Origin of the sequence: Streptomyces sp. NPDC058289 (assembly GCF_042880975.1) — a bacterium.
Lineage (GTDB): Bacteria > Actinomycetota > Actinomycetes > Streptomycetales > Streptomycetaceae > Streptomyces > Streptomyces stoeckheimensis.
Window position 1 is genome coordinate 69330 of sequence record NZ_JBHVYI010000005.1, and the last position, 20763, is coordinate 90092.

The 20763-nt window shown below is 73.2% G+C and carries 15 protein-coding genes; 7 read left to right on the forward strand and 8 right to left on the reverse strand.

Going from position 1 to position 20763, the window contains the following annotated elements; translation table 11 throughout:
- Positions 1 to 14 precede the first annotated feature (14 nt).
- A complete protein-coding gene (locus ACFVX6_RS03795; RefSeq protein ID WP_389687598.1) occupies positions 15 to 1769 on the reverse strand; it encodes a BCCT family transporter in 1755 nt (584 codons plus the stop codon).
- Positions 1770 to 1913: 144 nt separating this feature from the next.
- On the opposite strand from ACFVX6_RS03795, the gene ACFVX6_RS03800 reads away from it, so the two are divergent.
- Positions 1914 to 3062, forward strand: coding sequence for a glycerate kinase (locus ACFVX6_RS03800; protein WP_388497414.1), 1149 nt, complete (start codon positions 1914 to 1916; stop codon positions 3060 to 3062).
- A 107-nt stretch (positions 3063 to 3169) separates the two neighbouring features.
- Here the strand turns inward: ACFVX6_RS03800 and ACFVX6_RS03805 are convergent, their stop codons facing one another.
- A complete protein-coding gene (locus ACFVX6_RS03805) occupies positions 3170 to 3757 on the reverse strand; it encodes a cysteine hydrolase family protein (RefSeq protein WP_389687750.1) in 588 nt (195 codons plus the stop codon).
- 263 nt (positions 3758 to 4020) lie between these two features.
- Between ACFVX6_RS03805 and ACFVX6_RS03810 the strand changes: the two genes are divergently transcribed.
- Positions 4021 to 5025, forward strand: a complete 1005-nt coding sequence (locus ACFVX6_RS03810; RefSeq protein ID WP_389687600.1) for a GlxA family transcriptional regulator — start codon at positions 4021 to 4023, stop codon at positions 5023 to 5025.
- The gene (locus tag ACFVX6_RS03815; protein WP_389687602.1) at positions 5022 to 7925 is read left to right on the forward strand and encodes a SpoIIE family protein phosphatase; all 2904 of its coding nucleotides are present in this window, start codon (positions 5022 to 5024) and stop codon (positions 7923 to 7925) included. Before ACFVX6_RS03810 ends, ACFVX6_RS03815 begins: the two co-directional genes overlap by 4 nt.
- 22 nt (positions 7926 to 7947) lie before the next feature.
- Here the strand turns inward: ACFVX6_RS03815 and ACFVX6_RS03820 are convergent, their stop codons facing one another.
- From ACFVX6_RS03820 to recQ, 3 genes are all read right to left on the reverse strand, one after another.
- Positions 7948 to 8529 (reverse strand): GNAT family N-acetyltransferase, encoded by a 582-nt coding sequence (locus tag ACFVX6_RS03820; RefSeq protein ID WP_389687604.1) that lies wholly within the window; start codon positions 8527 to 8529, stop codon positions 7948 to 7950.
- A gap of 89 nt (positions 8530 to 8618) precedes the next feature.
- Positions 8619 to 10670 (reverse strand): SpoIIE family protein phosphatase, encoded by a 2052-nt coding sequence (locus ACFVX6_RS03825; RefSeq protein WP_389687606.1) that lies wholly within the window; start codon positions 10668 to 10670, stop codon positions 8619 to 8621.
- A gap of 394 nt (positions 10671 to 11064) precedes the next feature.
- Positions 11065 to 13161 (reverse strand): DNA helicase RecQ, encoded by a 2097-nt coding sequence (gene recQ / locus ACFVX6_RS03830; RefSeq protein WP_389687608.1) that lies wholly within the window; start codon positions 13159 to 13161, stop codon positions 11065 to 11067.
- A gap of 175 nt (positions 13162 to 13336) precedes the next feature.
- On the opposite strand from recQ, the gene ACFVX6_RS03835 reads away from it, so the two are divergent.
- The 3 genes from ACFVX6_RS03835 (at position 13337) to ACFVX6_RS03845 (ending at position 16089) form a co-directional block, all read left to right on the forward strand.
- On the forward strand, positions 13337 to 14107 hold the full coding sequence (locus ACFVX6_RS03835; protein WP_389687610.1) for a maleate cis-trans isomerase: 771 nt from the start codon (positions 13337 to 13339) through the stop codon (positions 14105 to 14107).
- Between the two features lie 135 nt (positions 14108 to 14242).
- Positions 14243 to 15067, forward strand: coding sequence for a PP2C family protein-serine/threonine phosphatase (locus ACFVX6_RS03840; protein ID WP_389687612.1), 825 nt, complete (start codon positions 14243 to 14245; stop codon positions 15065 to 15067).
- Between the two features lie 74 nt (positions 15068 to 15141).
- The gene (locus ACFVX6_RS03845; RefSeq protein ID WP_389687752.1) at positions 15142 to 16089 is read left to right on the forward strand and encodes an MASE1 domain-containing protein; all 948 of its coding nucleotides are present in this window, start codon (positions 15142 to 15144) and stop codon (positions 16087 to 16089) included.
- A gap of 42 nt (positions 16090 to 16131) precedes the next feature.
- On the opposite strand, the gene ACFVX6_RS03850 is transcribed toward ACFVX6_RS03845, so the two are convergent.
- Both ACFVX6_RS03850 and ACFVX6_RS03855 read right to left on the reverse strand, forming a co-directional pair.
- Complete coding sequence (locus ACFVX6_RS03850; protein ID WP_389687614.1) at positions 16132 to 17352, reverse strand: aromatic amino acid transaminase; 1221 nt, start codon at positions 17350 to 17352, stop codon at positions 16132 to 16134.
- Positions 17345 to 18322 (reverse strand): DMT family transporter, encoded by a 978-nt coding sequence (locus ACFVX6_RS03855; RefSeq protein ID WP_389687616.1) that lies wholly within the window; start codon positions 18320 to 18322, stop codon positions 17345 to 17347. Before ACFVX6_RS03855 ends, ACFVX6_RS03850 begins: the two co-directional genes overlap by 8 nt.
- A 135-nt stretch (positions 18323 to 18457) precedes the next feature.
- On the opposite strand from ACFVX6_RS03855, the gene ACFVX6_RS03860 reads away from it, so the two are divergent.
- Positions 18458 to 18946, forward strand: a complete 489-nt coding sequence (locus ACFVX6_RS03860; RefSeq protein ID WP_389687618.1) for an Lrp/AsnC family transcriptional regulator — start codon at positions 18458 to 18460, stop codon at positions 18944 to 18946.
- Positions 18947 to 19003: 57 nt separating this feature from the next.
- Here ACFVX6_RS03860 and ACFVX6_RS03865 read toward each other — a convergent pair whose 3' ends face one another.
- Positions 19004 to 20689: an alpha/beta fold hydrolase gene (locus ACFVX6_RS03865; protein ID WP_389687620.1), complete on the reverse strand. Its 1686-nt coding sequence runs from the start codon at positions 20687 to 20689 to the stop codon at positions 19004 to 19006.
- Between the last annotated feature and the right edge of the window lie 74 nt (positions 20690 to 20763).

Sequence of the window (20763 nt, forward strand, 5' to 3'; positions counted from 1 at the left end):
CGGGTGGCCGGGGATCACTCTTCTCCGGTGCCGCCCGGCGGCCCGTCCTCCCGGTCGCGGTTCCTCGACTCCGCCACGCGGCGCAGGCGGGGGTGGCGGGCCGGGCCCTGTTCGGTGATGGCGTCGCCGACCATGGCCTTGACCGCGTCCCGGAGGCCGTGGAGGGCGTGGTGGCGGACGGGGCCCGCACCCGGGTCCTCGCGCAGCTCCTTCACCAGGGCCCAGCACAGGAGCAGCATCACGACCACGAACGGCAGCGCGACCAGGATGGTGGCCGTCTGGAGGGACTTCAGGCCGCCCGCGACGAGGAGTACGGCGGCCACGGAGGCCATCAGCACGCCCCAGGTGACCACGAGCCAGGTCGGCGGGTTCAGGGAGCCGCGGCTGGTGAGGGAGCCCATGACGAGGGAGGCGGAGTCGGCGCTGGTGACGAAGTACGTCATCACCAGGAGCATGGCGATCCACGAGGTGACCGTGCCGAGCGGGAGCGCGTCGAGCATCGCGAAGAGCGAGGCCTCGGTGCCCTCCTTGGCCTTGGCTGCCATGTCGGCGACGCCGGTGGAGTCGAGGCGGATCGCGGTGCCGCCCATGATGCAGAACCAGACGACGGTGGCGCCGCTGGGCACCAGGAGCACGCCGACGAGGAACTCGCGGATGGTGCGGCCGCGCGAGATGCGGGCGATGAAGGTGCCGACGAAGGGCGCCCAGGAGAGCCACCACGCCCAGTAGAAGATCGTCCACGCGCCGAGCCACTCGCTGTCGGTGAAGGCGCCGGTGCGGGTGGCCATCGGGAGCAGCTCGTGCAGGTAGCTGCCGATGCTCGCCGGGATCACGTCAAGGATGTAGACGGTCGGGCCGAGGACGAAGACGAAGGTCATCAGGGCCGCGGCGAGCACGATGTTGATCGTGCTGAGCCATTTGACGCCCTTGTGCAGCCCGGAGAAGGCGGAGAGCACGAAGGCGGCGGAGAGGGAGCCGATGATGATCAGCTCGACCGTGGTCGAGTCCTCGATCCCCGTGGTGATGTTGAGTCCCTTGGCGACCTGGAGGGCGCCGAGGCCGAGGCTGGTGGCGGTGCCGAAGACGGTCGCGAAGACGGCCAGCAGGTCGATGGCCTTGCCGGGCCGGCCGTTGGCCCGCTCCTCGCCCATGAGGGGGACGAAGGCGGAGCTGAGGCGGTTGCCGCGGCCCTTGCGGAAGGTCGCGTAGGCGAGGGCGAGGCCGGCGATGCCGTAGATCGCCCAGGGGGTGAGGGTCCAGTGGAAGAAGGAGTAGTCGAGCGCGGCGCGGGCGGCGTCACCGGTGCCGGGGGCCGCGCCGGAGGCCGGGGGCGGATTCAGGTAGTGGGTGAGCGGCTCGCCCACTCCGTAGAACATGAGCCCGATCCCCATGCCCGCGCTGAACATCATCGCGATCCACGCGAGGTTCGTGAACTCCGGCTCCGAGTCGTCCCTGCCGAGGCGGATCCGGCCGAAGCGGCTGATCGCGAGCACGACGCACATGACGAGGAACACGTCGGCGGCGATCACGAAGAGCCACGCGAAGTTGCTGAGCACCCAGGCCAGCGCGCTGCTCGACGCCGAGTCGAAGGAACTCTTCCCGAGGGCCGCCCAGGCGACCACGGCCAGGACGGAGATCACTCCGATGGCGACGACGGTCCGGTCGGGAGTGCCGTCCGTACCGCCGGCGCCGCCAGTGCCGTCGCCAGGTCCTGCGGACCCGCCACCTGGGGAATCCGGACGTGGCTGTTCCAGTGAATCCGTGCTCATGCGGCCACACTATGCGGGCCTATATCCCTATTTAGGGGTATGCCGCGCCGTGTGTGGCCCAGGCCACGCATGGGCATAGGAGGATCCTCCGGATAGGCTCAGGGGTGGCGCGACTGCACTGTTCGATAGCAAGGGATTAGCAAGGTGACGGACGGAGCAGTAACTGAGACCGCGCGCGTGCTCATCGCCGCGGACAAATTCAAGGGCTCGCTCACGGCCGTTCAGGTCGCGGAGCGGGTGACGGCCGGCCTTCGCAAGGCCGTACCGGGCGTGGAGATCGAGACCCTCCCCGTCGCGGACGGCGGCGACGGTACGGTCGCGGCCGCTGTGGCGGCCGGTTTCGAACGCCGGGAGGTACGGGTCACCGGACCGCTCGGTGACCAGGTCACGGCCGCTTTCGCCCTGCGCGAGGGCACCGCGGTGGTCGAGATGGCGGAGGCCTCCGGGCTCCAGCTGCTGCCGGCGGGTGTCTTCGCCCCGCTGACGGCGACCACCTACGGCTCCGGCGAGCTGCTGAAGGCCGCACTCGACGCGGGAGCGCGCTCGATCGTCTTCGGTGTGGGCGGCAGCGCCACCACCGACGGCGGTGCGGGCATGCTGGCCGCGCTGGGCGCGGTGTTCCTGGATGCGAACGGTGAACCGGTCGGTCCGGGGGGCGGCGCGCTGGCCGGGCTGGCCTCGGCCGACCTGTCGGGCATCGACCCGCGCATCAAGGAGATCGACTTCGTCCTGGCGAGCGACGTGGACAACCCTCTGACGGGTCCGAAGGGCGCTCCGGCGGTCTACGGCCCGCAGAAGGGGGCGTCGCCCGAGGACGTGGCGACGCTGGACGCGGCGCTGGCGCACTTCGCGGTGGTCCTGGAGAAGTCGATCGGCTCCCTGGCCGCCGAGGCGGCGGTTTCGCCCGGCGCGGGCGGAGCGGGCGGCATCGGCTACGGGGCCCTGCTGCTCGGTGCCTCGTTCCGCCCCGGCATCGAGCTGATGCTCGAGGTGCTCGGCTTCGCGCCGGCGCTGGAGCGGGCCACTCTGGTCATCACCGGTGAGGGTTCGCTGGACGAGCAGACCCTCCACGGCAAGGCTCCGGCCGGTGTCGCGGCGGCGGCTCGCGCGGCGGGCAAGCCGGTCGTCGCGGTCTGCGGCCGCCTGCTGCTCACGCAGGAGGCCCTCCAGGCCGCCGGCATCCAGCGGGCCTACCCGCTCACGGACCTCGAGCCGGACCCGGCGGTGAGCATCCCGAACGCGGGGCCGCTGCTGGAGCGGGTGGCGGAGAGCATCGCGGCCGACGTCCTCTGACGAGGCGTCCGCCCTGTCCGACGGCCCGGATCCCCTGACAGGGGGTCCGGGCCGTCGGCGTGTGCGGGGGGGGTGTCCCCACCCCACGCTCCCGAACGGGAAGTGCGCTACGCCTTCGCCGCCGCGAGGAGGTGGGCGGTGGTGACGATCCGGGCGAAGCCGCCGCCCTGGAGGTTGACCGCGGTGGCGGTGGCGAGCTGGTCGGCCGTCAGCCGGGGTGCGTCCGGGCCGGGTTCGGCGGCCAGGTCGAAGGTGTGCGTGGCGTCGAGCGGCACGAGGACCTCGTAGCCCAGGTTCCCGGCCATCCGGGCCGTGGTCTCGACGCACATGTTCGTCTGGATCCCAGCGACGACGAGCTGTCCGACGCCCTGGGCGGTGAGCCAGTCGGCGAGGTCCGGGGTGCCGTAGAAGGAAGAGTTCACGGACTTGGTGACGTGCAGCGCGGCCCGGCCGGCCCGCTCGGCGACGAAGTCCTTGAAGGCGTACCCGGGCTGGTCCGGCGAGAGGACGGAGCCGGCCATGCGGGAAGCGTGCTGCACGAGAACGAGAGGACGGCCGGTCTCCTGCCAGGCGTCCATCAGCGCGGCGATGTTCTCCTCGGCGGCCGGGTTGTTGCGCGGCCCCCAGAAGTCGGAGTCGTCGAAGCCCTGTTGGACGTCGATCACCAGCAGGGCACTGTTCGCGGCGAGCTCGATGTCGGTCGTGGTCGTGGTCGTGGTCGTGGTCGTCTGAGTCGTCGTGGTCGTGCTCTCGTTCGTCATGCCCTCATCCTGGGCGGCCCCTCCCCCTCGAACCAGTACCACCCGGCCCGCGAACCGATGAGATCCTGCCATCGTGGCAGAACCGGGCCCGGAGCGGCCCGAAGTCCGGCTCCGCCCCAGGTCGGGGGCCTCGCGGCGGCATCCGCCGGGGGCTCGGCCCTCCCCTTCGGCACGGCCTCCGTGGCAGACTCACGGCCATGCACCGCGTTGCGATCGTCGTTCAGCCCGGCATCCGCGCTTTCGACCTGGCCGTCATCACCGAGGTCTGGGGGCATGACCGCGGCCACAACGGAGTACCCCCCTTCGAGCTGCGCCGGTGCGCCCTCGACACCGGCCCGATCCCGCTCCCCGGAGGGCTGACCCTGACCCCGGACCGCGGGCTCGACTGGCTCGCCGGCGCCGACCTCGTCGTGGTTCCCGCGCTGGACCGGCCCTGTGACCCGACGCCCGAGCCGGTCCTCGCCGTCCTGCGGGACACCCACGCCCGGGGCATCCCGGTGGCCGCCCTGTGCGCGGGCGCCTTCATCCTCGCCGAGGCCGGGCTGCTGGCCGGCCGCCGGGCCGTGACCCACTGGTCGCTGGCCCCGGCGCTGGCCGGGCGGTACCCCGCCGTGCGCGTCGAGGAGGCCCCGCTCTACGTCGGGGACGACGGGCTGTGGACCTCCGCCGGGGTCGCCTCCGGGATCGACCTCTGCCTGCACTTGGTCCGCGAGGCCCACGGCTCCGAGGCGGCCGCCGCCATCGCCCGCTCGATGGTGACCGGCCCGTTCCGCACCGGCGAACACGCCCAGTACCTGGACCGCCCGACCCCGGTCGCCGACCGTACCGCCGAGGCGCTGGCCCTCGTACGGGAGCGGGCGCTCGGGCGGCTGCACGAGGCGCTGGACGTGGCCACCCTGGCCCGGTGGGCCGGGATGTCCCCGCGGTCCTTCGCCCGGCACTTCGCCGCGTCGACCGGCACCACCCCGCACAAATGGCTCCTGGGCCACCGTCTGGACGAAGCCCGCAAACTGCTGGAGCGCACCGATCATCCGGTCACCGAGGTGGCCCGGCGGGCCGGATTCGCCAGCGAGGTCACCTTCCGCCAGCACTTCACCTCGTACGTCGGCACGAGCCCCCGCGCGTACCGTGCGGCCGCTACCGCACCAGGACCCCCGGGGCCTCCCCCAAACCCCGCCGACAGTGTTAGAAATGGCTCATGACCGGACGTTTTGGCCCACCCAGGGGCTCCGAAGGAGCGCCCGAGGACAGGCCCCCGTCCGAGGACGGGTCCCCACCCGGAATCGGGCCCGGACACGAACCCGGAATCGGCCCCGCACACGGGCCCGGCCGCAGTCGCGCGCGCCGCCTCGCACACCGCCTCACCCGCCCGTTCTCCCGGCTGTTCGCCCACCTCTCGCTCGGCGCCCGCAGCGTCGCCGGCCAGGTCTTCGCCCTCCAGGCCGTCCTCGTCCTTGTGCTGATCACGGCCGCCGCCTCGGCCCTGTTCTTCCAGGCCCGGTACGACAGCCAGCGCGACGCCCGCAACCGCTCCCTCGCCGCCGCCGAGTCCTTCGCGCACGCCCCCGGCCTCCCCGCGGCCCTGGAGTCCGCCGACCCGACCGCCGTGCTCCAGCCGCTGGCCGAGGGCGCCCGCCGGGCCTCGGGCGTCGATTTCATCGCCGTCATGACATCCGACGGGATCCGGTACACCGACTCCCGCCCCGAGCTCATCGGCCGGCGCGCCACCGGCGACCTCTCCCGCGCCGCGGCCGGACAGGCCTTCACCGAGACGTTCCAGGGAAAGCCCAGCGACGTGGTCCGCGCCGTGGTCCCCGTACGGGACTCCGCGGGCACGGTGGTCGGCCTGGTCGCCACCGGCATCGAGGTCGAGAACGTCGGCGACGTGGTCGAGGGCCAGCTGCCCCTGCTCCTCGGCGCGGCCACCGGCGCCCTGCTCCTGGGCACCGGCGGCGCCGCCCTCGTCAGCCGCCGGCTGCGGCGCCAGACCCGGGGCCTCGGCGAGGCCGAGATGACCCGGATGAACGAACACCACGAAGCGGTTCTGCACGCCGTCCGCGAGGGCGTCCTGATCATCGACGCCGAGGGCCGGCTGCTGCTCGCCAACGACGAGGCCCGCCGCCTCCTCGACCTGCCCGCCGACGCCGAGCTGCGGCACGTGGGCGAGCTCGGCCTCGATCCGCCCACGGCCGCGCTGCTGACCTCCGGGCGGGCCGCCACCGACGAGGTCCACCGTGCGGGCGACCGGCTCCTCGCCGTGAACGTACGCCCGACCAAGCCCTACGGGGGCCGCCCGTCCGGCACCGTGACCACCCTGCGCGACTCCACCGAGCTCGCCGCGCTCTCCGGCCGGGCCGCGGTCGCCCGCGACCGCCTCCAGCTGCTCTACGACGCCGGCGTGCGCATCGGGACCACCCTGGACGTGGTCCGCACCGCCGAGGAGCTCTCCGAGGTCGCGGTCCCGCGGTTCGCGGACTTCGTCACCGTCGAGCTGCTGGAGCCCGTGCTGCGCGGCGAGGAGCCCGGCGGTGGCACGCACACCGAGATGCGCCGGGCCGCCATGACCGGGGTCCGCGTGGATTCCCCGCTCCAGCCGGTGGGCGACGTCATCCGCTTCGTGGTGGCGACCGCGCCGATGTCGGCGGCCCTGGACGCCGGGCGGGCGGTCCTCGCGGCCGATCTGAACTCCGCCTTCGGCTGGCGGGCCCAGGACCACGACGGCACCAGGGTGGCCCTGGACTACGGACTGCACTCGCTGATCTCCGTACCGCTCCAGGCCCGCGGGGTGGTCCTCGGCATGGCCAACTTCTGGCGGGCCGACACCCCCGAGCCCTTCGACGAGGAGGACCTGTCCTTCGCCGAGGAGCTGGCGGCGCGAGCCGCGGTCTCCATCGACAACGCCCGCCGCTTCACGCGCGAGCACGCGGTGGCGGTGACCCTCCAGCGCAGCCTGCTGCCGCGGGTGCTGCCCGACCTGAGCGCCGTGGACGTCGCATTCCGGTACCTGCCCGCGAAGGCGGGGGTGGGCGGGGACTGGTTCGACGTGATCCCGCTCGCCGGGGCTCGGGTCGCGCTGGTCGTCGGCGACGTGGTGGGGCACGGGGTGCACGCCGCCGCCACCATGGGCCGGCTGCGGACCGCCGTGCACAACTTCTCCACGCTCGACATGCCGCCCGACGAGCTGCTGGGCCACCTCGACGAGCTGATCGACCGGATCGACCAGGACGAGTCCTCGGCCGACGAGGATGCCGGGGAGGGCGAGTCCTCGAGCGTCACCGGCGCCACCTGCCTGTACGCGGTGTACGACCCGGTGTCCGGCCACTGCGCCATGGCCAGCGCCGGCCACCCCGGCCCGGCCCTGGTCGGGCCCGACGGGGAGGTGGAGTACCCCGAGCTCCCGATCGGGCTGCCCCTGGGCGTCGGCGGGATGCCCTTCGAGGCCGTGGAGCTGCAGTTGCCCGAGGCGAGCCGGCTCGTGCTGTTCACCGACGGGCTGCTGGAGGACCGCGACCGGGACTTCGACACCGGCCTCGGCCTGCTGACCGCGGCCCTGTCCCGGCCGGACCGCAGCCCCGACCAGGCCTGTTCCGACGTCCTGGCCGCGCTGCTGTTCCCGGCGCCGAGCGATGACATCGCCCTGCTCATCGCCGACACCCGGCGGCTCCCGGCCGAGCAGATCGCGGAGTGGGAGGTGCTCCCGGACCCCTCGGACGTGTCCCGGGTCCGCCGCGCGGGCTCCGCGCAGCTCACCGCGTGGGGCCTCGGGGACGTCACCTTCACCGCCGAGCTCATCCTCAGCGAGCTGATCACCAACGCCATCCGCTACGGCACCCCGCCGATCCGGGTCCGGCTGCTCCGCGACCGCACCCTGATCTGCGAGATCTCCGACGGCAGCAGCACCTCACCGCACCTGCGCTACGCGGCCACGACCGACGAGGGCGGGCGCGGCCTGTTCCTCGTCGCCCAGTACGCGGAGCGCTGGGGCACCCGGTACACGGACCGCGGCAAGGTGATCTGGGCGGAGCTCCCGCTGACGGGCGCGGCCGAGCCGCCGCCCCCGGCCGTCGTGGACCTGGAGGCCCTGGAGGACCTGGCCTGGTAGCCGGAGGGCGGTGACGCACGCTCTAGAGCCGGGCGGACAGGCGGGCCTTGGCCTCGGGCCATTCGTCGGCCAGCAGGGAGAAGTACACGCTGTCGCGCCAGGTGCCGTCCGGGCGCAGGCGGTGGCGGCGCAGGACGCCTTCGCGCTGCGCTCCGAGGCGGGCGATCGCGGCCTGGGAGCGGGTGTTGAGGTGGTCCGTCTTGAGCTGGACCCTGCCCATGCCGAGGTCCTCGAAGGCGTGGGTGAGCAGGAGCAGCTTCGACTCGGTGTTGACGGCGCTGCGCCAGTACGCGCGCCCGTACCAGGTCCAGCCGATCTCCAGGCGTTCGTCGGCCGGGCTGATGTCGAGGTACGTGGTCCAGCCGACGGCCTGGCCGCTCGCGAGGTGGATGACGGCGAAGGGGAGGTAGTCGCCCTCCAGCACGGTGTCGAGCCTGGCGCCCAGCTCCTCCTGCGTCTGCGGCGCGGGGCCGCCCTGCCAGCGCCAGACCTCTTCGTCGCGGCCGCCGGCCTCGTAAAGATCGGGGAGATGGCTCCTGGTCAGCGGCTCCAGACGGACGTGGCGGCCGGTGAGCGTGATGGGGGACGGCGACTTGGCAGGCATGACAGAAAAGATAATCTCGGTTTGCGCTAGAGGCAAGCAATTATCGCTCTAGTGCAAACGATCGGCCCTCACCGATCGCCGATCGGCAATCACCGCATCCGGGCCAGCAGCACCGCCACGTCGTCCTGCGGGGCCTCCGGGAGGAGGCGCGCCAGGATCGTGTCGCAGAGGGCCTCCAGGGGCTCTCCCGCGCTCCTCAGGGCATCCGCCAGCCCTGCCATCCCCTCGTCCAGGTCCCGGTCCCGGGACTCGATGAGGCCGTCCGTGTAGAGCACGAGCAGGCTGCCCGGCTCGAGCCGGACCTCCTCCGTGCGGAACTCCCGTCCACCCGTGCCGAGCGGGGTTCCCGGCGGGCCCTCCAGGAAGGTCACGGCCCCGGCGGCCGTGACCACGGCCGGCGGCGGGTGGCCGGCGCGGGCGATGACGCACGCGCCCGTCACCGGGTCGTGGACGGCGTAGACACACGTGGCCATCTCGTCCTCGCCGAGGTCGGCCACCACGGCGTCCAGCGACCGGAGCATCTGCTCCGGGGTCACCTGATGCCGCGCCAGGGTCCGTACCGCTGTGCGCAGTTGGCCCATGACCGCGGCCGCGTGGATGCCGTGGCCCATCACGTCGCCGATCACCAGGCCGGTCCGGCCGTCCGGCAGTTCGATCACGTCGAACCAGTCCCCGCCGACGTCGTGGTCGCTGGCCGGCAGGTAGCGGCCGGTCAGCTCCAGGCCGGCGACCTCGGGCAGGACGTTGTTGGTGAGGCTGCGCTGCAGCGTCAGGGCCGCCGCGCGCTGGGTGGTGTACATCCGGGCGTTGTCGATGTTCAGGGCCGCCCGGGCCACCACCTCGTCGATGAGCACGCAGTCCTCGTGGTCGAAGACCTCGCGCCCGCGCACCCGGGTCACCACGACCACCCCGAGCACCCGGCCGCGGGCCACCAGCGGGACCATGCGGGCGCAGCCGAGAGTGGCCAGGTACGCGCGCAGCGCTCCCGCGCGCGGATCCTTGATCAGGGCCGGGATGTCGGCGGTGAAGAGGTTCATCGCCACGCCCTCGGTGATGACCTGCTCGTAGGCGGTGCCCGCCGGGATCTGGAAGGTCTGCCCGGCGGTCAGTTTCGAGGTGGGCGCCGCCGGGTCCGGAAAGAGCGAGGCCAGGCGGCGCAGCACGCCCCGGGTGGACGCGCCGGCCTCGTCCGGATCCAGTACGGCTTCCAGGAGCTGTACGTCGGCCGAGTCCGCGAGCTGCGGTACCAGCACCTCCACGAGCTCCTGGGCCGTCTGCCCGAGGTCCAGCGTGGTGCCGATGCGGGTACCGGCCTCGGAGAGCAGGGCGAACCGGCTGCGCGCCCGCTCCGCCTCCGCCTGGGCGCGCTGCCCGTCGGTGATGTCGATGAGGGAGGCGATCAGGCCGAGCCGCCGCCCGGAGCCGTCCAGCAGCGGGGCGTAGGAGCAGGACCAGGTCCTGTCGTGGTCGGGGTCGGCGGGGGTGCGGCCGGTGCGCCGGACGTCCACGACGGCGGAGCCGCACTCCAGCACCTTGCGCATGAGCCGTTCGAGCGCGACGGCATTGACCCCGGGCACGACCTCGGTGAGCCGTTTGCCGATGTGCTCGGCGGCGGACACCCCGTTCATCCGGGCGAGGGCGTCGTTGACGCGCAGGAAGCGCAGGTCCGGGCCGAGGGTGCCGAGGCCGATCGGCGACTGGGTGAACAGGCTCTGCAGCGCGGCGAGCGAATCGCGCATCCGCAGGACCTCGGAGGTCTCCACGGCGATCAGCATGGAACCGGTGCGCCCCTGCGGATCGGGTGAGGGCAGGATCCACATCTCCATCGGGACCTGGTGTCCGTCACGGTGGCGCACGGGCAGGGTGCCGACGACCGTCTCCCCGGCCTGGACCCGGCGGGTCAGCTGGTCGGCGAGCTCGTGGTTGGCGTCGGGGACCAGCACGTCGGAGCCCTGCCTGCCGAGGATGTCCTCGGGGCGGTGGCCCAGCAGGTCCTGGGCGGCCAGCGACCACTCGACGACGAGCCCGTCGGCGTCCTCCCGCCACAGGGCGATCGGCAGCAGTTCGCTCAGTACGCCCGCGTACCCGACAGCAGCCACCGGCTGGTCCGGTACCTCGCTCGTCTCCTGGTACGTGTCCAATGCGCCGACCTCACCCCAGGGGGCCCGATTCCTACCGATTCACCCTATCCGAGCCTTCGCCGCCCGGCGCTGTGTCGGGGCGGACGGCACGGATTCCGGCTTCGGGCGGAGCCAGGGCAGGATCACGGTGACCCACACCAGAACGATGTAGAGGATCAGGGCCCCCCACCAACCGTCCAGCGCGCCCCGCTGGAACTGGACCAGGCCGGCGAGGACCCCCGCGAACAGGGCTGCTCCAAGTGGAAGTACGCGTTCGAGCGGCCGACCGGCAGCGGTTCCCCGAGGGTGGACCGCACCCAGTCGGGCCGGCCGCAGCTCCGTGCCGCGGGGCCCCGGCCGGGTACCGGCCATACCTCCGGCTCGGCCCCGGACCGGGCGCCCCACAGCCGGGCTGCTACTCCCAGTCGTCCCAGGGCGGGTCGATGTCCTCGTCCTCCGGGCCGAAGAGCGACTCCTCCGCCCGCGGGGCCGGCGGGGACTGGGCGGGCACGGCGGCGGAGGCGACCGCGACGGCCCGGGCGGCCGGGGCGGGCGTGGCGGGTGTGGCCGCGTCCGGGGTGACCGCCGCGCGGGCGGTCGCCGCCGGGGCGGCTCCGGTCGACGTCTCCGGGTCCCCCGCGCCCGGCTCGGGCTGCGCGCCGCCCAGGGTCCGCAGGATGCCCTCGGCGTACTTGGCGAGCTTGGCCTCGCCGACCCCGCTGATCGTGCCCAGCTCCGCGACCGTCCCGGGCAGCTGGGTCGCGATCTCCCGCAGCGTCGCGTCGTGGAAGACGACGTACGCCGGCACGCCCTGCTCCCGCGCGGTCTCGGCGCGCCACGCGCGGAGTGACTCGAACACCGGCACGGCGGCCGCCGGCAGGTCGACCGGTACCCGGCCGCCCTTCCCGGAGCGCGATCCGCCGGACTCCCTGCGGGAGGAACCGGCCGCCGGCGCCGCCTCCTTGCGCATCGGGACGCTCCGGCGCCCGCCCAGCACCTCGCCGCTGGCCTCGGTCAGCACCAGCGTGCCGTAGTCGCCTTCGACCGCCAGCAGTCCGAGCGCCAGCAACTGCCGTACGACCCCGCGCCATTCGTTCGTGCCCAGGTCCGCCCCGATGCCGAACACCGAGAGCCCGTCGTGGTCGAACTGGATGACCTTGGCGGTCTTCTTGCCCTGCAGGATGTCGATGATCTGGCCGGCGCCGAACTTCTGACGCCGTTCCTTGGCCAGCCGCCACACCGTGGACAGCAGCTTCTGCGCCGGGACCGTCCCGTCCCAGGACTCGGCCGGCGTCAGGCAGGTGTCGCAGTTCCCGCAGTCCGGCGCGCCGGTCTGGCCGAAGTACGCCAGCAGCCGTACCCGGCGGCAGCCGACCGTCTCGCACAGCGCGAGCATCGCCTCCAGGTGTCCGGCCAGCGCGCGGCGGTGCGCCTCGTCGCCCTCGGAGCCCTCGATCATCTTGCGCTGCTGCACCACGTCCTGGAGCCCGTACGCCAGCCAGGCCGTGGCCGGCTCCCCGTCGCGGCCGGCACGGCCGGTCTCCTGGTAGTAGCCCTCGACCGATTTGGGCAGGTCCAGGTGGGCCACGAAGCGCACGTCCGGCTTGTCGATGCCCATGCCGAACGCGATCGTGGCGACCACCACGACCCCGTCCTCGCGCAGGAACTTCGACTGGTTCGCCGCGCGCGTCCGGGAGTCCATGCCCGCGTGGTAGGGCACGGCGTCGATGCCCTGCTCGACGAGGGCGGCCGCCGTCTTCTCCACCGAGGCCCGCGAGAGGCAGTAGACGACCCCGGCGTCGCCGGGGTGCTCGGTGCGGATCAGCTCCAGCAGCTGCTTGACCGGGTTGTTCTTCGCCACGATCCGGTACTGGATGTTCGGCCGGTCGAAGCCGGCCACGAAGTGGCGGGCTTCCTCCAGGCCGAGGCGCGCCGCGATCTCTGCGTGCGTGGCCTCGGTGGCCGTCGCGGTCAGCGCGATCCGGGGCACCTTCGGCCAGCGCTCGTGGAGCATGGACAGCGCGAGGTAGTCGGGGCGGAAGTCGTGGCCCCACTGGGCGACGCAGTGCGCTTCGTCGATGGCGAAGAGCGAGACCGTGCCCCGGTCGAGCAGCCGCTGCGTCCCTTCGGTGCGCAGCCGCTCGGGTGCCAGGTAGAGCAGGTCGAGCTCGCCGTCGAGGAAGGCCTGCTCGACCGCGCGCCGGTCGTCGGACAGCTGCGTCGAATTGAGGAACCCGGCCCGCACTCCGAGCGCGTTGAGGGCGTCCACCTGGTCCTGCATCAGGGCGATCAGTGGGGAGATCACCACTCCGGTGCCCGCTCTGACCAGCGCCGGGATCTGGTAGCAGAGCGATTTGCCGCCGCCGGTGGGCATCAGCACCAGCGCGTCGCCGCCACCGGCCACGTGCTCGATGATCTGCTGCTGCTCGCCGCGGAACGAGTCGTACCCGAAGACGCGGTGGAGCACCTGCTGGGCGTCGGGGATCTCGACGGCTGCTTCGGAAGGGGTCATCCCAGAAGCCTAGCGACCTCCTCGGACACATCCGCCCGGATCCCCTCGGCCCTGTGGATATCCCGGAAGGACGCCCCGGCCCCGCACGCGGCGGCGCGGCCGGGCGCCTCCACGGCCCGACCGGTGACACAGTGGAAGATCTCCCGTATCTCCCGGCCTCCGAGAGGAACACGCGATGTGGCAGCCCGACGGGTGGGACGTGCGCGTCCGCCTCGGCGTCCTCACCCCGCACGCCGATGTCGGCCCCGAGTCGGAGCTGCGCGCCATGGCTCCGACCGACGTGGGCGTGCACGCCGCGCGGGTGCCGTTCCGCGCGATGGGACACGGCGGCGCGATGGACCCCACCATTCCGCTCGCCCCCGTACGGGCCTTCGCCGAGCCCCCGCACGTGGACGATGCCGCCGAGCTGCTGGCGGCCGCCCCCGTGTCGGTGATCGCCTACGCCTTCACCAGCTCCGCCTACGTCATCGGCCCGCGCGGGGAGGGGTACATGCTGGACCGGCTGCGCGAGCGCACCCACGGGCTTCCCGTGGTGGCCACCTGCGCCGCCACCGCCGAGGCGCTGCGGGCGCTGGAGGTCGGCCGGCTCGCCCTCGTGGACCCGCCGTGGTTCGACGAGACGCTGAGCGACCTGGGCCGCGGCTACTACGAGGACGCCGGGTTCGAGGTCCCGTACGCCGCCCCCTGCGGCCTGCCCAGCGGGCAGACCCTCATCGGGCCGCGGGCCCTGCACGACTGGGTGGCCTCGCACGTCCCCGACACCGCGGACGCGGTCGTGATCGGCGGCAACGGATTCCGCGCCGTCGGGGCGATCGCGGCCCTGGAGGCCACCCTGGGCCGCCCGGTCCTGACCGCGAACCAGACGCTCCTCTGGGCGGCCCTGCGCGCGGCGGCCACCCCGACCACCCCCATCACGGCCTACGGCCGGCTGTTCTCGACGGCCTGACCGGCAGGACACCCCCCAAGGCTCCGGCGCCTCCCCGGCCGCCTGCGCGCCGTGCGCCCAGCCGAAATATGATGAGCCCGGGTCTTTCGCGCAGCGGAAGCAGAGGCACATGGACGACGTATCCCGGAGCGGTCCGTGACCCCGCGCCGGCCTCCCCGGCCCGCCAGCGCGGATCTGCTGAGCATGCTGGGCCGGCTCACCGCCCAGGCGCGGGAGGGCGCGGAGCTGCAGCAGGCCCGGGTGGAGCTGGCCGAGGCCCTGCAGCGCGAGCTGCTGCCCGCCTCCCTGCCCGTGACGCCGGGGCTGAGGGTCGCGGCCCGGTACGCGCCCGCCCGGCGCGGCCTCGACATCGGCGGTGACTGGTACGACGGCTTCCGGGTGGCGGGTGGGGCCCTGGCCTTCTCCATCGGCGACGTACAGGGGCACGATGTGGCGGCCACCGCCTTCATGGGGCAGGTCCGGGTGTGTCTGCGCGCCGTGTCCGCCGTCGTCCTCGATCCTGGCGAGGTGCTGAGCCAGGCCAATGACGTGCTGCTCTCGATGGACAGCGAGCTGTTCGCGACCTGCAGCCTGCTCCGCTTCGATCCGCGTACGTGGGAGCTCCAGACGGCCCGCGCCGGCCACGTCCCCACCGTCTGGGCCACCGTCGACGGCCGGTACGGCATCGCCGAGGACGCCGGCGGCCCGCCGCTGGGCACGGTCGCCGGGGCCCGGTACCCGGTGACCCGCCGGAGGCTGACGGAGGCGGGCTCCATCGTCCTGGTCACCGACGGGGTGGTCGAGGGGCCGTCGTTCCCGATCGAGGTGGGGCTGGAGCGCGTGGCCCGGATCGTCGGGGAGGCGGCGGGGGCCGATCCCGACGAACTGGCCGCCGAGGTGATGAAGGTGGCCGATTTCACCGGCCACGCCGACGACGCCGCAGTGCTCGTCCTCAGCCACGACGCGGCGGGACCACGCTGACCCTCCCCCGGCAACCAGCCGGCCGTCCACGCGTGTCACGCCCTGCCGAGGCGCCCGGGCCGTTGTCTGATGCAGTGGTGCGCACCGTGGAATGGCGACGTCCGGCCGAAGCCCTCCTTCGGATCCTCGGGGTCGCCGTCGCCTACCACGCGACCGGTCGGCTCGGCCTGCTGCTGCACGTGAGCGTCGAGGGTGCGGTCGTCACGCCCCTGTGGCTGCCCACCGGCATCGCCCTCGCCTGCCTGCTGTGGTTCGGGCCTCGGATCTGGCCCGGCATCGCACTCGGGACCTACCTCGCCATCGAGCGGATCAGTTCGTTCGATCTCGTCGATCTCGGAATCGTCGCGGGCAACACCCTCGCTCCGCTGTGCGCCTACGCGCTGCTGCACCGGGCGGGCTTCCGCCACGAACTGGACCGGCTGCGGGACGGTCTGGCGCTGGTCTTCCTGGGCGGCCTGCTGCCGATGCTGATCAGCTCCACCACCGGGACCTGGACGCTGGTGCTCACCGGCGACCTGCCGCTCCCGAGCTTCTGGCCGGTGTGGTCGGCCTGGTGGGCCGGCGACACGATGGGCGTCCTCCTGGTGACCCCGCTGCTGCTGGTCCTGCGCCGGGCCCGGCTGCCCCGGGACCCGTACCGGGTGGCCGAGGCGGCGGCTCTGGCGGTCACGGTCGGCGCCGTCACCCTCACGGCCACCCGCAGCTCCCTGTCCCTGCTCTTCCTCGTCTTCCCCCTGCTCATCTGGGCCGCGGTGCGCTTCCGACTTCCCGGCGCCGCACCGTGCGCCCTGCTCGTGTCCGTCCTGTCGATCACGGCGGCGACCGACCGTGCCGGACCCTTCGCCGGCCACACCCTCTTCGAGGTCATGGTCAACCTCCAGGCGCTCAACGGGGCGGCCGCCCTGACCGCGCTGCTGCTGGCGGCGCTCGTCACGGAGCAGGACGACATCCGCCTGAAGATCGAGGAGGTCTGCGAGGACCTGGCCGACGTGGTGGCCCGCCTGGCCCCGCCGAAGGACTGACCGGCGGCACCCGCCCGGAGACGGCCTGGGCCTGGCCTGGGCCTAGGCCGGCAGGATCACCCGCGGCGCGTCGGCCGTGTCGAGCACCGCCGCGATCCCCTGCGCGAGGCGGGGAATGCCGTCCGCCGGGATTCCCGCGATGTTGATCCGCCCCGAGGTGGTGCCGTAGACGGCGTACTGGCGGCGAAGCCGGAGCATCTGGGGCGGGGTGAGCGGCAGCATGGAGAACATCCCCTTCTGCCGTGCCAGCGACCGTGCCCGTTCCGCATGGCCCAGCGCGCTCAAGTGGGCGACCAGATCGGCCCGGTTGGCCATGATCCGGCCCCGCATGACGTCCAGTTCCGCCCGCCAGGCGGCCCGTAGGCCCTCGTCCTCCAGGATCGTGGTCACGACGGCCGCGCCGTGCTCGGGCGGCATCGAGTACAGCGTCCGGGCCGCGTTCTGCAAGGCCGTCTCCGCGTGCCGCACGGCCTGGCCGGAGGCACCGAGAACGATCGCGCAGCCGACGCGGTCGCTGTAGAGGCCGAAGTTCTTGGAGCAGCTGACCGCGATCAGCATTTCCGGCACGCGCGCCGCCAGCATCCGCGTGGCCAGCAGGTCGGCCTCCAGGCCGTCGCCGAGCCCGTGATAGGCGAGGTCGACGAAGGGCACCCAGCCGCCGCGGACGGCAGACTCGGCCAGCGCCTCCCAGTCGTCGAGGAGGGGGTCCACACCCGTGGGGTTGTGACAGCACCCCTGGAGCAGGACGACGTCGTCCCGCCGGGCCTGGCGCAGTTCGCGCAGCACGCCTGCCGTGTCGAAGCCGCCCTCGGCGTCGCGCCAGCCGTACGGACGGACCTTCAGCCCGGCGGCCTCCAGGATGGGCCGGTGGTTGACGTAGGCCGGATCGCTGACCCACACCGTGGTGCCCGGGCGGGTCCGCCAGATCAGATCGGCCAGCAGCCGCAGTGCGCCGGAGCCCGCGACGGTCTGAACGGCCGCGGCCCGGTCGGCCGGTCCGCCCGGTCCGGGGCCCAGGACCAGGTCCAGCAGGGAGCGGTTGAAGGCCGCGTTGCCGGAGAGCCCGCGGTACTCCTTGGACTCCGAGCGCTCCGCCAGGCGCATCTCGGCCTCGCGCACGGCGGCCATGACGGGCGTGGTTCCCGTCTGGTCCCGGTAGACGCCGAGGACCAGGTTCAGGCGTTCGGGCCGCTCGTCGGTGCCGAACTCGTAGGTCAGGTCCCACAGCGGGTCGGTGGGCGGCGGCGGGAGGAGCTCAAGCATCTGCGGGCACCTTGGGTCGTGGGCGGCGGTTGGCGAGGACGACGCCTGCGGTGATGAGGGGGACGCCGATGAGCACGGCGAGGGTCGGCGACTCACCGAGCAGGGGGACGGCGAGCAGGACGACGGCGACGGGGCTGAGGCTGCCGACGACGGAGCTGCGTTCGGCGCCCAGCCTGCGGATGGCGAAGGCGTACAGCAGGCCCGCGCACAGCCCGACTCCGAGTCCCTGCACGACCAGGAACAGCACGATGTCGCTGCCCGCGGCGTGCGCGATGCCCGTCGGGAGCACCCCCGTCAGGACCAGGACTCCGATCACGGCGAAGGAGGGCAGGCAGAGCAGTCCGATCGATCCGACGGGATCAAGGTCCACCTCGCGCAGTCCCACCGTGTAGAGGGCCCACAGCCCGCTGGCCACCAGGAGCGTGCCGGTCCCCGCGAGTACGTCCGTGTCCACCGGAACGACGTAGCGCCAGACGAGGGCGACCACACCGGACGCGATCAGCGCGAGCCCGGCCGCCTGCGTTCCCCGGGGAACTCCGTGTCCGCGGCGGACCATGATGGCGGAGACGAACAGCGGGACCATCCCGGGGACGATCGAGCCGACGAAGGCCGCGGACGTCAGCGCGCCGCCGTGCATCGCCGCCAGGAAGAAGGGCACCCCCGCACCGCAGATGATCTTGAGTGCGACACCCGGCCGCACTGCGGCGATGCGGCGGCGCCGCCGCCACAGGGCCGGGAGCAGGACGAGGAGGGGGACGCCGAACCGCAGCAGGGCCGCGTCGGCCGGCAGGAGGGACGAGGCGCTCAGGGCGCGGGCGCTGAGCGCGAAGGCCGCCCAGATCGCCACGGTCAGCAGGAGGGCCAGCATGCCCTCGGCCTGCGGGGAGAGCCCGAACCGGCCGGGGTGTCCGGCCTTCGGGCCCGCCGCGTCGGGAGGCGCGGTCGCCGGGGTGGTGTTCGTCGCGACCAAGGAAATTGCTCCAGCCTCTGAGAGCGGACCGGTCCGGCCCGTTCCAGGGCAACGCTAGGGCTTCGGGCGGGGCAGTCGATTGCCAGTTCTGCCTCTCAGACATACGTTTGGGGCAGAATCTGCCAAGGAGTAGCCATGGACGCAGTCGATCTGCAGATCATCAGGGAATTGCAGGCCGACGGGCGCCTGTCCAACCAGGATCTGGCCGACCGTGTCCGGCTCTCCCCGTCGCCCTGTCTGCGCCGGGTTCGGCGCCTGGAGGAAGCGGGCCTCATCCGCGGCTACACCGCCATGGTCGACCAGGTCGCCTTCGGACTCCCGGTCACCGTGTTCGTCCGGATCCGCCTCGAACGCCACACCGCGGAAGCGGTGAGGCTGTTCGAAGAGCACGTCGCGGTCATCGAGCACATCCAGGACTGCTACCTGATGGCGGGAAGCAGCGACTACCTGCTCCGGGTCGTCATCGAAGACCTCGAAGCCTACGAAGCCCTGGTGCGCCACCGGATCCACGCCATCCCCGGTATCGCCTCGATCGAGTCGAGCTTCGCGTACGGCAGCGTCAAGCAGTCCAGGACGTACCCGCGGCCCAGCCCGGGCGCATCGAGGCGAGCACCGTCCTCCTGAGCCGATCACGGCGGTCAGCCTCTGGCGGGGCCCAGCCGGTCAGCGGGGCCCAGCCGGTCATCCGCCGATCGGAGCGGAGACGGCGGCGAGGTGGCGGGCGACCTGCGCGGGGTGGGTGAGCTGGGGGTGGTGCCCGGCCCCGTCGATCTCGGCCACCGGGTGGTCCACGGCCTCGACCAGCGGATCGGCCGAACCCACGACGATCCGGACCGGGACGGTCACCCGGTCCAGCAGCGCCCGCGACCGCCGACGTCCGGCGACGTCCGTCCGCAGGGCCGCGACCACGCGGCGGGCCACGCCGCTACGGCGCAGGTCCGCCGCGGCGCTCTCCACCTCCGCCCCCTCGGGGACACCGAGCGTCCGGGCCAGCCGGGCGGCGGACATGCGGCGCATCATCGGCGCGGCCAGGCCCGAGCGGGCGAGCCGGGAGGCGGGTGCCTGCAGGAACGCCGGGGAGATGAGCACGAGGCCGCTGATGCGGTCCGGGTGTTCGACGGCGAAGCGCAGCGCGGGTCCGCAGGCCAGGGAGTGCGCGACCAGCGTGGGGCGGGTGCGCACCGGGCCCAGTAGATCGGCCAGCCACGCGTCCACCGGCCGGGCCGTAGCGGCCGAGCGGCCCAGGCCGGGCAGGTCGGGGGCCAGGACCGGGCCGGGGAGGAAGGGGGCGAGGGGCGCCCAGAGGTCCGCGTTCATCGGCAGTCCGTGCAGGAGGACGTGGTCGGGGCGGTGCCGCTCTCCGCTCACCCAGGTACGGCTGCCCGCCACCTCGGAGAAGCCGTACGGCCTCAGCCAGGGCGAGGCGGCCCCGAACCGGGCGGCCACCAGGTCGTCGGCCCACCCGCGCAGGGCGTCGGCGGCCGGGGGCATCTCCAGGCCGGCGCTCGCCGCGAAGGCGCGGGCGGAGGCCGTCGGGTAGCGGTCGGTGGACAGGAACGCCAGCGTCTCGGGATCGGCGCCGGTCAGCTTGCGCGGCAGGCGCCGCAGCAGGCCGGCGGGGACGGTCCGCCGGGGTGCCCGTACGCCGGTGTGGTCGGCGATCGTCCCGATCAGCTCGGGCAGGAGCGGGGTGCTGTCGTCGAGCACCCAATAGTGCTCGCCCGCGGGCGACGCGGGGACCTCCGCCAGGAACCGTACGAAGTAGTCGATCGTGGCGATCGGCAGGAAGGTGTCGGGGCCGCCGGGCAGGGCGGGAAGCCGGCCGTTCCACAGGTCCTCGACGAGGGCGGCCAGGCCGATGTACTGGCCCGGCCCGATCACGGTGCTGGGGTTGGCGATGGTCAACGGGACCCCCAGGGCGCGGGCCCGGGCCCGCACCGCGAGATCACCTTCGAACTTCGACGCCTCGTACGCTCCCAGCCCGGCGTAGTCGGGCCGGCCTTCGGACGCGCTCACCCGGTACCCGCTGATGTGCACCAGCCGCCGCAGCCCCGACAGTTCGGCGGCCCATTCGAGCACGTTGAGCGCCCCGGTGACATTGGTCGCCCGCGCCTCCGGCACGCCGAGGCCGAAGGCGAAGCGGCCGGCGGCGTTGTAGACGTCGCGCACCTCGGGCAGTCCTGAGAGCGGTCGCGTGATGTCGGCGGCGACGATGTCCAGCCCGCCGGTGTCGACGCCCTGGGAGATCAGCCAGGGGGTGAGGGTGTCGTTGCGCACGGCTGCCGCCACCCGCTGCCCCCGGGTGAGAAGTTCCGCGACGAGCGAGCGGCCGATGAAGCCGGTCGCGCCGAAGACGATCGCGTCCATGAGACTCCTTGAAGAGATCCGATCGAATAGATCGGTCTACATATTTTGAGGTCAAAAAGAAGCCCGCCGGTCAC